Genomic DNA, 13371 nt, shown 5'->3' with positions numbered 1-13371 from the left:
CGCCGGCCCTTCCGGCCGGCCTGAGATCCCTAGGAGTCACGTGAGCGTCCTTGCCCGCAGTGTAGGCAACGCCTTCAGAAACAAGGTCCGAACAGCGGCCGTGGTGGCCGTGCTGGCGGTTGCCATCGGTCTCGCGCTGGCCATGCTGGTGGCCAATCAGGCTGTCGCCGGGAAGGTCGCGGAACTGAACGCCTCGGTGGGCACGGTGCTCACGGTCAACCCCGCCGGCGGGCAGGGCTTCGAGGGCGGCGGCGAGCCGCTGACCGCTGACCAGGCCGCGACGGCGGCCGCCGTGCCCAATGTGAGCACCGTCGTCGGCACCAAGGCCCTCCGGCTGCGCAACGCCGATGCTGCCGCCGCCCAGGCCGGGGCCGGCGGTCCCGGCGGGCAGTCGGCCACCGCCGTGACCACCAGCCTCACGGCCGCCGTCGACGCCGGCACGCTCGGCGCCCGCAACCAGGCCGCGGACGGCAGCACCGGGGCCTCCGGCACCGCCGCACCGGCACCGGCGTTCTCCGTGCCAATCACGGCCACCGGGATCGGCGCCGAGGTGGACACCACCGGCAAGGCCCTGGAACTGACCCAGGGCACGGGCCTGGGCGACTACACGGCCGCGTCCACCGGCGCCCTGCTGGGCACCACCCTGGCCGAGAAGAACGGCCTGGCCGTCGGCTCGACGTTCACCATCAACGATCAGAGCTTCACCGTGGCGGGCCTGTTCGACGCCGGCACCGCCTTCGGCAACAACGCCCTGTACCTCACGCTCCCCGCGGCTCAGACGCTCGCGGAACTGCCCGGGGAACTGTCCACCATGATCGTCACGGTCAATTCCATGGAGAACGTCGACGCCGCCAAGACGGCGCTGCAGAACGCGCTCGGCACCGGCAGCGCCGATGTCAGCCAGGGCCAGCGCAACCTTGAAACCGCGGTCAGCTCGCTCGGCAGCGTCAAGAACATCTCCTTTATTGCCTTCGTGGCGGCGCTGGCCACCGCGGGCCTGATCATCCTGCTGATCATGGTCATGCTGGTCCGCGAGCGCCGCCGCGAAATCGGTGTGCTGAAGGCGATCGGCGCGCCGAACCGCACCATCGGGCTGCAGTTCGTGCTGGAGGCCCTCGTCCTCGTGGCCCTGGGCAGTGTGGTGGGAGCCGCCGTCGCGTCCTTCGCCAGCGGCAGCATTGCGTCCACGCTGATCAGCTCCAACACGGCCACCGCCACCGCCACGACCGTTGCCGGCCAGCGCGGAGGCCCGGGCTTTCCCGGCGGCGCTCCCGGCGGGAACCCCCTCGGCGGGGCCAGCCAGCTGCTGACGTCCGTGACCGCGAGCGCCTCCCCTGGCGTGATCGCCGCCGGGATTGCCGCGGTGTTTGGTGTCGCCATCATCGGCGCGCTGGTCCCGGCCCTCCTCACCGCCCGCATCCGTCCCATCGAAGTCCTCCGAGGAGAGTAGCCATGATCGAAGTCAAGAACCTCGTCCGCACGTTCAAATCCGGCGACCGCACCATCAAGCCGGTCAACGATGTCAGCTTCGAGCTCGAGCAGGGCACCCTGGCCTCGATCGTGGGCAAAAGCGGCAGCGGCAAGAGCACCCTTTTGTCCCTCCTCGGCGCCCTCGACAAGCCCACCAGCGGTGATGTCCTCGTCAACGGCGTGAGCCTGGCCGGCATGCCGGACAGCAAACTCACCCACTACCGCCGGCGCGACATCGGCTTCGTGTTCCAGCAGTTCAACCTGATCCCCAACCTCTCCGCCGTGGACAACGTGATGCTGCCGATGGAGTTTGCGGGGATCCGGAAGGCTGCCCGGCTGGAGCGTGCCCGGGAGTTGCTGAAGCAGGTTCAGCTCGATCCGGACAAGCATGTGCGGCGTATCAACCGGCTCTCCGGCGGCGAGCAGCAGCGGGTGGCGATCGCCCGCGCGCTTTCCAACTCCCCGAAGCTGATCCTCGCGGACGAGCCCACCGGCAACCTGGACGAACAGACGGGCGAGCACATCATTGAGCTCCTCAGTTCGCTGAGCCGGGACCACAACACGACCATCCTCGTGGTCACGCATGACCGCTCGCTGGCCAACAAGACCGACCGGCGGTTTCGGCTGCAGCAGGGCAGGCTGACTGAAGAGACGGCGCGCGCCCGGGTCACGGCAGGATCCCCCGCCTAGCGGATCCCCACAGACGCCGCGGAAGCCGGGGCTCCCCCTCAACCGGCCCCCAGCTTCCGCGGTCCTATCCCCGCCGCCCGTCCGGCGTTCGGCGTGCACCTCCGGGACCGCCCCGCCCGGGTGAGAGGATGACTCCATGACCGCACACATCGCCGCGCCCTGGTTATTCAGCCAGCCGGACCCCGATCCCCGCACTGCTACCGGCGCCAGGCTGCGCTGGGGCGTTATCGCTACGGGAGGCATCGCCGCAGCGGTGACCCGCGATCTGGAACTCCTGGCCGACGCCGAACTTTACGCCGTCAGTTCCCGCAGCCAGGCGGCGGCGGATGCCTTCGCCGCCGATTTCGGCTTCGCCCGGTCCTACGGGGACCAGAACGGGCAGACCGGCTATGAAAGGCTGCTCGCCAACGACGCGGTCGACGTCGTGTACGTCGCCACCCCGCACGCCCACCACCATGAAATCGCCCTGGCGGCCCTGACCGCCGGCAAGCACGTGCTCTGCGAAAAGTCATTTACCGTCAATGCGCGGGAAGCCGCCGAACTGGTGTCCCTGGCGCGGGCCAACGGCCTGTTCCTGATGGAGGCCATGTGGAGCCGCTTCCTGCCCAGCATGCAGCGGGCCTTCAAGATCGCCGGCTCCGGCGAGATCGGGGAGGTCAAGTGGGTAGGAGCGGACCTGGGCTTTCCGGCGCCGTATTCACCCGCCTCGCGCCTCTGGGCGCCGAAGGATGGCGGCGGCGCCCTGCTGGACCTCACCGTGTACCCGCTGCTCTGGGCCCTCGGCACCTTGGGCTTCCCGCAGACTGTCAGTGCCACCGGCTGGCTGAACGACGACGGCGTGGACGCCCAGAACGCGCTGACGCTCGGCTACCACCACGGCGCCCAGGCCCAGCTGACCTCATCCCTGCTGGCGCACGGCCCCCGGACCGCCACCGTGGCCGGCAGCGAGGGGTTCCTGCAGTCCATCGGGTCGATCAACAACCCTAAGGAACTCCTGGTCCGGGCCGGCTTCGACGAGCCCCGCAGCGAAACTTTCGACGTCGTCGGACGGGGCTACAGCTACGAACTGCGCGAGGTGACCCGCTGCATCCAGCAAGGACTCACCGAGAGCCCCGTGATGCCGCTCGAGGACTCCCTGAACACCATGAGGCTGTTCGACGGGGTGCGTGCCCAGCTGGGCGTGAGCTACCCGAACGACGTCCGGTGAGGGCGGTTTTAGGCGGCTGAACGGGCCAAGTTTACGGCACACTCTGGACTCGCCCCCGCGCGCGGACTTACCCTATAGGCAACCATCGAGCGTTCGGGGAAATGGGGTGTGCGCGTGGACCCAGGATCAGCCCGGTTGCGCGCGCGCCGCGCGCTCCGGCGGTTGATTCTGGGCGGCGTCTCCGGGATTGTCTGGTTGGCGCTCTCCGCGGCGGTTGCCGGTGCTGACGACACCGCCACTCCCACCCCGACGGCTGACGGCACGGTCGCAGCGATCGCGACAGTTCCTGCGGGAACCGTACCGGCAACAGCAGTTCCAGCGCCGGCTGCCTCGGCGGTCGAGGAAGGCGCTGTCGTCGCCCTGCCGGTGACCGGGGTAACGCAACGGGCAGCTGTTCCAGTCCCGCCCCCCAGCGCCGAACCAGCCCCGCCGCCTAATACCCCCGCGCCCCCGGCACTGCCGCCCGCCCCCGCTGTTCCCGCGCCGGCTCCGGCACCCGCCCCCGAACCAACCCCGCCTGCCGCGGTTCCCGCGCCCGCGCCGGTCACCGCCCCGGCGCCGGCCCTGATACCGACGCCAACTGGTTCCGGCCGCCCCGCGCCCTCGCCGGTTCTGGACCCGGACATTACGTACCCCAGCCCCGCACCGGATCCCGCCACGCCCGTTGCAGTTCCCAAGCCAAAGACTCCCGTGACCAGCCCCGCAGTGGGTCCCGGCAAGTCCGTCAAACACCCCGGCGCAGACCGCACCAAGCCCGTCGCCGGTCCAGGTTCCGATCCCACCAAGCCCGTCAAACACCCCGGCGCCGACCGCACCAAGCCCGTCAAACACCCAGGTGCCAATCCCAGCAAGCCCGTAAAGCAGCCAGGCTCCGATCCCACCAAGCCTGTCGCCGACCCAGGTGCCGATCCCACCAAGCCCGTAAAGCAGCCAGGCTCCGATCCGACCACGCCCGTCGCCGACCCAGGTGCCGATCCCACCAAGCCCATAAAGCAGCCAGGTTCCGATCCCACCAAACTTGTAAAGCAGCCAGGTTCCGATCCCACCAAACCTGTAAAGCAGCCAGGTTCCGATCCCACCAAACCTGTAAAGCGGCCAGGTGCCGATCCCACGAAGCCCGTCACGGATCCAGCCCTCCCGGCTCCTACGCCTGCCGACCCCGTAGTAACGGCCCCCTCGCCGGTTGGGCACCAGGTGCCGGCTGGGCCCGTTGATCCGACGGTTCCAGACTTGGCCCCCCTTAAAGTGGTGCTCGCTGCGCCGGTTCCCCCGGACCCGGTCGTCGCCGCAGATTGCCAGGCCAAAGACAAAGCCCTGTCCGCGGTGCCGGTGGCCACGCCGGCGCCCGGCACTGTAGTCTTCCGAAGCGCCTTGTACCTCGCGCCCCAGGACGCAGCTCTTCGCCTGACAGGGGACGGGCACCAGAATGGCAGCGCGCCCCCGGAAGGCTCCGCCCCGGGCGGCACCGCACCGCCAGCACCCAGCGGCAAAGACCATCCGAGCCCCTTCCCCAATGGGACAGGTCTGCCCGCTCCCAACGCGCTGCCCGCTGCTCCGGGCTCCGGGTCCGGAAATACGCTCTCGTCCGGTGGCACCGGAAGTGCGGCCGCCTGGCTTCCCAGCCAGTACCTGGTCATGCCCACAGCCGGCGCGGAACCAATCCGTGGCCCGCTTCAGCACGTACACTCAGCCGTCGCCGCTGACCCCGGTTCATCTCCTGACTAGTTAGCCGTCTCTGCCCTCCACAGAGCACGGCCAATCGGGCTGCCTTGAGCGCCCGCCAACAGTCATTCAGGAGATCCCCGATGGACGCCACCGTCCACTGCCCTAATGCCGGCAACCCTCTTTCCGCTGTCGTCTCCCCCACCACGGTCCTGACGCCTCCACCGGCCCGCCCCGCCCGACTGCCGGCGCGCAGGAAACCCTCCCCGCCCTTTGAGGCACGCCCGCCCTAGGGCGCGCCGCCGCTGCCAAGGTCTCGTGCGGCCGGAGCGCGCCGTCGTTGGGTCCGCTGGGGGATCCAACGGCCCGGCTCCGGCAAGGCTTTCCGTCGTTGGGTCCGCTGGGGGATCCAACGGCCACCGGCTCCGGCAAGGCTTTCCGTCGTTGGGTCCGCTGGGGGACTCAACGGCCACAGGCTCCGGAAAGGCTTTCCGTCGTTGGGTCCGTTGGGGGACTCAACGGCCACCGGCTCCGGCAAGGCATTCCGTCGTTGGGTCCGCTGGGGGACTCAACGGCATCGCAGGATGCGGCAGCATCCACCCGCACGGCGGCCGTCGGTCCGCGGCCGCCGTGCGCGGAGCCGATACCCGTCCCGGTATCATTCTTCAGGTGCACCGCCGCGGCGCACGGGGAAGGACGGGGACCAGCGTGGACAGCAGTTCAACCGATAGCTGCACCGGCGAGCTCCTGAGCAGCCGCTACCGGCTCGGGGAAGTGATCGGCCGAGGCGGCATGGCGTCCGTCTATAGCGCCAGGGACCTGAACCTCGGCCGCGACGTGGCCCTCAAGCTCTTCGCACCGCAGTCCGCCGATCCGGACGAACTCAGGCGTCAGGAAACCGAAATTGAACTGCTCGCCACCTTGAACCATCCGAGCCTGGTGACACTCTTCGACGCCGGCACGGACACCCGCATTCTCGACGAACCCCGGCCGTTCCTGACCATGGAGCTGGTGGACGGGCAAGACCTCCGCACCAGGATCCGGCACAGCCCGCTGCCGCTGGATGAAATCGCGGTCATCGGCGCCGGCGTGTCGGACGCCCTGGCCTATGTGCACTCGCTCGGCATCATCCACCGCGACATCAAGCCGGCCAACATCCTGCTCGTTCCGGTCCGGCCCGGCGAGCCGCTGCGGCCTAAACTCACCGATTTCGGGATCGCCCGCATGATGGACGGGGCCCGGCTGACTGCCACCGGCACCATGGTGGGTACCGCCGCGTATTTGAGCCCGGAACAGTCCCGGGGCGCCGATCTGGGTCCGGCCAGCGACATTTACTCGCTCGGGCTGGTCCTGCTCGAATGCATCAAAGGCGAGATCGAGTACCCCGGCAGCGCCGTGGAATCCGCCGTCGCCAGACTGCACCGGGCCCCGGCCATCCCCGATTCCGTGCCCGCCGAATGGGCCCAACTGATCCGGTCCATGACAGCCCTGGACCCGCTGGACCGCCCCTCCGCCGCGGACCTCGAAAGGTCGCTGCGTCAAGCCCTGGTCTCCCCCGGGTCCCTCCCCGGTCTGCTCGCCGAAGAGCGCACCCGGGTGCTGCCCGCCCCGCCGGGCCGGCCCCCTGGGCTGTCCCAGGCCGGGCCTGGTGCGGGCCTCGGCACCGTTGCCCCCACGGACGGTGGCGGCAACATCGCCGGGACGCGGACCCTGCGCGTGCTGGACCCGGACGCGGTCAGCACCTCCCCGCCGCAACACGGCTCCGTCCTGTCCCGGACCGCCACCCGCTTCCGTCGGGCCCGCCGCCGCAGCCAGATCCTGCTGACCCTCGTGCTCATGGCGGTCGCGGCCGGTACCGTCGCTGCCGCCGTCGCACTTGCAGCCCCTGGACCTCCCGACGTCGTACCCTATCCGGCTGTGCCGGGCGAGCTAGGGCAGCACCTGCAGGAGCTGCAGAAGCGGGTGGAACCATGAACCTGACAACCCTCCAGGCCTCCGGAGCCCGGCCCGGTGGCTCCCGTGCGATCCTCGCCGGCTGGCTCCTCGGCACGGCCCTGCTTACCGGCACCCTGGCGGGCTGCGCGGCGGCTCCGGAGCTGGACCGCGATGCCGCCCGGCAACTTCAAGCGCAGGTCCTTGCCGTGACCGAGGCGGCGGCCGCCGATGATCCGGCTGCATCACTGCAGCGCCTCGACGAGCTCGTGCTGAATTTGGATGAGGCGGCGGCCCGCGGCGAGGTGTCGTTCAAAAGGCACCAGAGCATCCGGGCGTCCGTTGACGCCGTTCGTGCGGATCTCAGCGCCCGGCAAGCCGCTGCCGAAGCCGCCCGGGTCGCCGCTGAACAGGAATTGGCAGCGCAAGCGGCGGCCGCAGCCGCCGCGTCGGCTCCCCCGCCCGCCATCGTTGCGCCCGCGCCGCCGGCCAACAATGGCAAGGCAAACGGCAAAGGCAAGGGCAACGGCTGACGTCGTCGAGTGATCCGGCCCGGCGCGGCCGGGTTGACGGCGGCGGCACGGGCGCCGGTGGCGCCGTCGCCAGAACAACAAAAACGCCCCGCCCCCTTTCGGGAGGCGGGGCGTTTGTGTTGCACTGGCAAGATGTCAGCCAAGCATGGACAACACTTCGCTGAACTTCGCCGAGGGGCGCATCGCCGCGGTGACCTTGGCCTCGTCCGGGCGGTAGTACCCGCCGAGGTCCACCGGGGAGCCCTGGACGGCGAGGAGCTCGCCGACGATGGTGTCCTCGCCGGAATCCAGTGCGCCGGAGACGGCGGCGAACGCCGCGGCCAGCTCGGCGTCGTCCGCCTGGCGGGACAGCTCCTGGGCCCAGAACTTAGCCAGGTAGAAGTGGCTGCCACGGTTGTCGAGCTCGCCAGCCTTGCGCTTCGGGGACTTGTTCTCGAGCAGGAAGGTGCCGGTGGCGCGGTCCAGGGTGTCGGCGAGGATCTGTGCGCGGGCGTTGCCCGTGGACGTGGCCAGGTGCTCAAAACTGACGGCGAGGGCGAGGAACTCACCCAAGCTGTCCCAGCGCAGGTGGTTTTCCTTGAGCAACTGCTGGACGTGCTTCGGGGCGGAGCCGCCGGCGCCGGTTTCGAAGAGGCCGCCGCCGTTGATCAGCGGAACCACGGAGAGCATCTTGGCGCTCGTGCCCAGTTCCAGGATCGGGAACAGGTCCGTGAGGTAGTCGCGCAGCACATTGCCGGTCACCGAGATGGTGTCCTCGCCCTTGCGGATGCGCTCCAGCGTGAAGGCCGTCGCGTCCTCCGGGGTCATGATGGCGATCTGCAGGCCCTCGGTGTCGTACTCCTTGAGGTATTCCTCCACCTTGGCGATCATCTGGGCGTCGTGGGCGCGGCCCTTGTCCAGCCAGAAGATGGCCGGCATGGCGGAGGCGCGGGCGCGGGTGACGGCCAGCTTGACCCAGTCGCGGATCGGCACGTCCTTGGTCTGGCAGGCGCGCCAGATGTCGCCCGGGGCGACCTGGTGCTCGATCAGTACGGTGCCGGCGTCGTCGATCAGCTGAACGGTGCCGGCGGACTGGATCTCGAAGGTCTTGTCGTGGCTGCCGTATTCCTCGGCTGCCTGCGCCATGAGGCCGACGTTCGGGACGGTGCCCATGGTGGTCGGGTCGAAGGCGCCATGGGCGCGGCAGTCGTCGATGACGACCTGGTAGATGCCCGCGTAGCTGCTGTCCGGCAGGACTGCGAGCGTGTCGGCCTCCTGTCCGTCGCGGCCCCACATGTGCCCGGAGCTGCGGATCATGGCCGGCATGGAGGCGTCCACGATCACGTCGGAGGGGACGTGCAGGTTGGTGATGCCCTTGTCGGAATCGACCATGGCCAGTTCGGGGCCGTCGTTCAGGCCCTTGGTGATGGCCGCCTCGACGTCGCCGCGGATCTCCTCGGGGAGATCCTCGAGGCCGTTGAGGATGGAGGCCAGGCCGTTGTTCGGGCTCAGGCCGGCGGCGGCGATCTGGGCGCCGTAGGTGTCGAAGAGTTCGGCGAAGTACGCCTTGACGACGTGGCCGAAGATGATCGGGTCCGAGACCTTCATCATGGTCGCCTTGAGGTGGGCGGAGAACAGCACGCCCTCTTCCTTGGCGCGGGCAACCTGGGCGGCGAGGAAGGCGTCCAGGGCGGCGGCGCGCATCACGGTGCCGTCGATGACCTCGCCGGCGAGGACGGGGAAGGCCCGCTTGAGGACCTTGACCGTGCCGTCTTCCTTGACCAGCTGGATCTTGATGTTGGTGTCGGCCTCGATCACAACGGACTTCTCATTGGAGCGGAAGTCCTCGGCGCCCATCGTCGCGACGTTGGTCTTGGACTCGGAGGTCCAGGCGCCCATGCTGTGCGGGTTCTGGCGGGCGTACGCCTTGACCGAAAGCGGTGCGCGGCGGTCCGAGTTGCCTTCACGCAGCACCGGGTTGACGGCGGAGCCCTTGATCTTGTCGAAGCGGGAGCGGATGTCCGTCTCCTCGTCCGAGGAGGGGTTGTCCGGGTAGTCCGGCAGGGCGTAGCCCTGGCTCTGGAGTTCCGCGATGGCGGCCTTCAACTGCGGCGTCGAGGCGCTGATGTTGGGCAGCTTGATGATGTTGGCTTCGGGCTGCTTAACGAGGGCGCCAAGTTCGGCCAAAGCGTCACCGACGCGCTGCTCCTCGGTGAGGTAGTCGCCAAACGCGGCGATGATACGGCCGGCCAGCGAAATGTCGCGGGTCTCCACTTCCACACCGGCCGTCGAAGCGAAGGCTTCGACAATCGGCAAGAACGAATAGGTTGCCAGCATCGGCGCTTCGTCGGTGTGGGTATAGATAATCTTTGCCATTGCTCGGGCGTCTCCCTGAAGGTCTGGGTATTTCCGGAATTTTGTGCTATTTCGACATGTCTAACTTACCCGAGGGAGCCGGGTTGCCGCCCACCGGCGTCGTTGGCCCGGGCTCCATGACGACGGAGGCGCGCCGTGACAAGAGTTGACAATGTGCTTTACAGAATAGTCAAAGTCCCGTAGCTTCGTTCCCATCACAGCGGCCACCACCGGCGGCCGCCCCGATTTCCACCGGTTAGGAAAACCATGAGAACACCCAAAACTCTGGCCACCAGCCTTCTCAGCCTCTCGGCCGCGGCACTGTTGGCACTGAGCGCTGCCGGCGCGGCGAGCGCAGCCCCGGCACCCGGCAAGGCACCGACGGAGACGTCGACGGTCAGCAGCCAGGCCGTCGTCGATACCGGCGGAGCTGAGTACTGGACGGCGGAGCGGATGCGCAACGCTATCCCCGGTGACGTGCTGGCCGAAAGGGCCAACCAGCGGAGCGCCAACCCCAAGGCCGCCCTGAACCGCGCGGCGGAAGCGGGAACGCCCACCACCGTCGAGGCCCAGGCCCCGAGGCTGCAGGCGAAGGGAGCCCGGACCAAGGTGAAGGCGAGCGAATCCCCGGTCAAGCACATCGGCAAGGTCTTCTTCAGCCTGGGCGGCGCCAACTATGTCTGCTCGGGCAACTCGGTCTCCTCTGCGAACAAGAGCACCGTCGCCACTGCCGGCCATTGCGTCAACGAGGGTCCGGGCGCCTTCGCCACCAAGTTCACCTTCGTCCCGGCCTACCTCGACGGCTCCGCACCCTACGGCATGTGGACCGCCAATGCCCTCTACGCCCCGACCCAGTGGACCTCCGGCGGCGACATGACGTACGACACCGGCTTCGCGGTCATGGATCCCCTGAACGGCGAGAGTCTTGCCGACGTTGTCGGTGCCTCCGGCCTGGAGTTCAACGCTGAACGCGGCTTGGACTACAAGGCCTTCGGGTACCCCGCGGCACCACCGTTCAACGGCGAGTCCCTCAAGAGCTGCAGCGGCACCGCCACCGACGACCCGTACAACCCTGACTTCAACACCCAGGGCATCCCGTGCAACATGACCGGCGGTTCCTCCGGCGGCCCGTGGTTCATCGGTTCCAGCGCCACCGGCTACCAGAACTCGATCAACAGCTACGGTTACGGCAGCAACTCCACCACGATGTACGGCCCGTACTGGGGCTCCGTCGTCCAGGAGACCTACATCACCGCGGCAGAATCCTGAGCTGACAACCAGCCCACCCACCAGCGCGGGGCCACGCGGTCCCATCTCCAGCAGCGGGGATGGGACCGCGTGGCCCCGCGTTTGCGTGCCACCGCGGGTGCCGGGCACGGGCCACGCCGTCACCACGGGACATGCCCACCGCATCAACCTGGGACATGCCCACCGAATCAACCTGGGACATGTCCAGCCCACAGACCCAGCACTGGCCATAATCCCACTATGCCCAGTCCCCGGCCCGCACACTGAGCATGTCCCCCGGCCAGGTCGCCACGCCGAGCCTGCTCCGCACCAGGCACCGCCGGACATGCCCTCCCCGGCCACAGGACATGTCCCCCGCGAATGTCAGGGCCTGGACATATTCCCGATATGCCCACCCGTAGGCACAAAAAATGGACATGCCCTCCGAAAGGGAGGGCATGTCCATTCCTGGCTAGTCCAGGTGGGCTCAGGCGAGTTCCGCATCCTCGGCAACCCCTACGCGGGCCGACCCAGTGGCGGTAGCGGCCTAGTGGAAGAAGTGCCGGGCGCCGGTGAAGTACATCGTGATGCCCGCGGCGTTGGCGGCGGCGATGACTTCCTCGTCGCGGACCGAGCCACCGGGCTGGACGACGGCGCGGACGCCGGCGTCGATCAGGATCTGCAGCCCGTCGGCGAACGGGAAGAACGCGTCCGACGCCGCCACGGCGCCGCGGGCCCGTTCCGGCGCCCCGCTGGCGTCGGCGTTGGAGGCACCGCCGGCGCCCTCCACGTCGGAGTCCACGCTCACGCCCAGCGAGTTGGCCCGCTCGACGGCGAGCTTGCAGGAATCGAGCCGGTTGACCTGGCCCATCCCGATGCCCACGGCGGCACCGTGGTCGGCCAGCAGGATCGCGTTGGACTTGGCGGCGCGGCAGGCGGTCCAGGCGAACGCGAGGTCGGCCAGGGTCTCGGCGTCGGCGGCCGCACCGGCGGCGAGGGTCCAGTTGGCCGGGTTGTCGCCCTCGGCGTCGACCCGGTCCGACATCTGCACCAGCACACCGCCGGACACCTGGCGGATTTCGGAGGGGTAGCGGCCGTAGCCCTCGGGCAGGGCGAGGAGGCGGATGTTCTTCTTCTTGGACAGGATTTCCACGGCCTCGTCCTCGAAGCCCGGGGCAATCACGACCTCGGTGAAGATGCCCGCGACGGTCCGGGCCATGCCGGCGGTGACCGTGCGGTTGGCCGCGATCACGCCGCCGAACGCGGAGACCGGGTCGCAGGCGTGCGCCTTGGCGTGCGCGTCCGCAATCGGGTCGGCGGCATCGGCGGAGCCCACGGCCACACCGCAGGGGTTGGCGTGCTTGATGATCGCGACGGCGGGCCCGGCGAAGTCGAACGCGGCGCGCAGGGCGGCGTCGGCGTCGACGAAGTTGTTGTAGCTCATGGCCTTGCCGTGCAGCTGGTCGGCCTGCGCGATACCGGCCGGAGCGGCCTTGTCCACGTACAGGGCGGCCTGCTGGTGCGGGTTTTCGCCGTAGCGCAGGACCTCGGAGCGCTCGAGCGCCAGCCCGGCGTAGGCGGGCCAGTCGATCACGCCGTCGCCGTCCTCGTCGAGGAACTGGCTCGCGGTCCAGCTGGCCACGGCGGTGTCGTAGGTGGCGGTGTGCGCGAAGGCTTTCGCGGCGAGCCGGCGTCGGGTCTTCAGGTCAAAGCCGCCGGAGGCAGCGGCAGCAACGACGTCGTGGTACGAGGACGGGTCCACCACAATGGCGACGGCGGCGTGGTTCTTCGCGGCGGAGCGCACCATCGCGGGTCCGCCGATGTCGATCTGCTCGACGACGTCGTCCAGCGCGGCGCCCGACTTCACCGTTTCCACGAAGGGGTAGAGGTTCACGACGACGAGGTCGAACGGCTCGATGTGCATCGACGCGAGCGTGTCCATGTGGGCCGGGACGCGGCGGTCGGCGAGGATGCCGCCGTGGACGCGCGGGTGCAGGGTCTTGACCCGGCCGTCCAGCATTTCCGGGGAGCCGGTGACTTCCTCGACTTCCTGCACCGGGATGCCGGCGGCGGCGATCTTCTTGGCGGTCGAACCGGTGGAGACGATCTTGACGCCGGCTTCGTGCAGGCCCCGCGCGAGCTCCTCCAGACCGGTCTTGTCGTAGACCGAAATCAGCGCCCGGCGGATGGGAACACGGTCGATGGATACACGGTCAAGCTGCGTGAAGCTCACAAAAGTCTCCGTCTTATAACGCGGCGGGGCCGCGGGTGGTGGGGATGGGGTCAGTTTATCGCGTCGGCGCGGCGGGCCTTCCC

General features: G+C 69.0%; 8 protein-coding genes. 6 read left to right on the top strand and 2 right to left on the bottom strand.

The annotated features are described in order from the left end of the window. The first annotated feature begins 40 nt into the window (after positions 1 to 40). The 5 genes from J2X01_RS02300 to J2X01_RS02280 all read left to right on the top strand — a co-directional run bounded on the left by J2X01_RS02300 (position 41) and on the right by J2X01_RS02280 (position 7494). On the top strand, positions 41 to 1450 hold the full coding sequence (locus tag J2X01_RS02300; RefSeq protein WP_310050274.1) for an ABC transporter permease: 1410 nt from the start codon (positions 41 to 43) through the stop codon (positions 1448 to 1450). Positions 1451 to 1452: 2 nt separating this feature from the next. After that, positions 1453 to 2160 carry an ABC transporter ATP-binding protein gene (locus tag J2X01_RS02295; RefSeq protein ID WP_310050270.1) on the top strand — a complete coding sequence of 236 codons (708 nt, stop codon included), beginning with the start codon at positions 1453 to 1455 and terminating at the stop codon, positions 2158 to 2160. Positions 2161 to 2296: 136 nt separating this feature from the next. Beyond that, positions 2297 to 3367: a Gfo/Idh/MocA family protein gene (locus J2X01_RS02290; protein ID WP_310050266.1), complete on the top strand. Its 1071-nt coding sequence runs from the start codon at positions 2297 to 2299 to the stop codon at positions 3365 to 3367. A gap of 2454 nt (positions 3368 to 5821) precedes the next feature. Continuing rightward, complete coding sequence (locus J2X01_RS02285) at positions 5822 to 7003, top strand: serine/threonine-protein kinase (RefSeq protein ID WP_374724928.1); 1182 nt, start codon at positions 5822 to 5824, stop codon at positions 7001 to 7003. Continuing rightward, positions 7000 to 7494 (top strand): mucin-associated surface protein, encoded by a 495-nt coding sequence (locus tag J2X01_RS02280; RefSeq protein WP_310050261.1) that lies wholly within the window; start codon positions 7000 to 7002, stop codon positions 7492 to 7494. Before J2X01_RS02285 ends, J2X01_RS02280 begins: the two co-directional genes overlap by 4 nt. A 135-nt stretch (positions 7495 to 7629) precedes the next feature. Here J2X01_RS02280 and J2X01_RS02275 read toward each other — a convergent pair whose 3' ends face one another. Next, positions 7630 to 9849, bottom strand: a complete 2220-nt coding sequence (locus tag J2X01_RS02275) for an NADP-dependent isocitrate dehydrogenase (protein WP_310050259.1) — start codon at positions 9847 to 9849, stop codon at positions 7630 to 7632. Between the two features lie 246 nt (positions 9850 to 10095). On the opposite strand from J2X01_RS02275, the gene J2X01_RS02270 reads away from it, so the two are divergent. After that, positions 10096 to 11097: a trypsin-like serine peptidase gene (locus tag J2X01_RS02270; protein WP_310050257.1), complete on the top strand. Its 1002-nt coding sequence runs from the start codon at positions 10096 to 10098 to the stop codon at positions 11095 to 11097. Between the two features lie 505 nt (positions 11098 to 11602). On the opposite strand, the gene purH is transcribed toward J2X01_RS02270, so the two are convergent. Next, the gene (gene purH, locus J2X01_RS02265) at positions 11603 to 13288 is read right to left on the bottom strand and encodes a bifunctional phosphoribosylaminoimidazolecarboxamide formyltransferase/IMP cyclohydrolase (protein WP_310050255.1); all 1686 of its coding nucleotides are present in this window, start codon (positions 13286 to 13288) and stop codon (positions 11603 to 11605) included. Positions 13289 to 13371 lie beyond the last annotated feature (83 nt).

The organism is Arthrobacter ginsengisoli, from assembly GCF_031456935.1.
GTDB classification, from domain to species: Bacteria; Actinomycetota; Actinomycetes; order Actinomycetales; family Micrococcaceae; genus Arthrobacter; species Arthrobacter ginsengisoli.
Note: the sequence above shows the minus strand (reverse complement) of the source record. Positions and strands in the feature narration are given on the sequence as shown.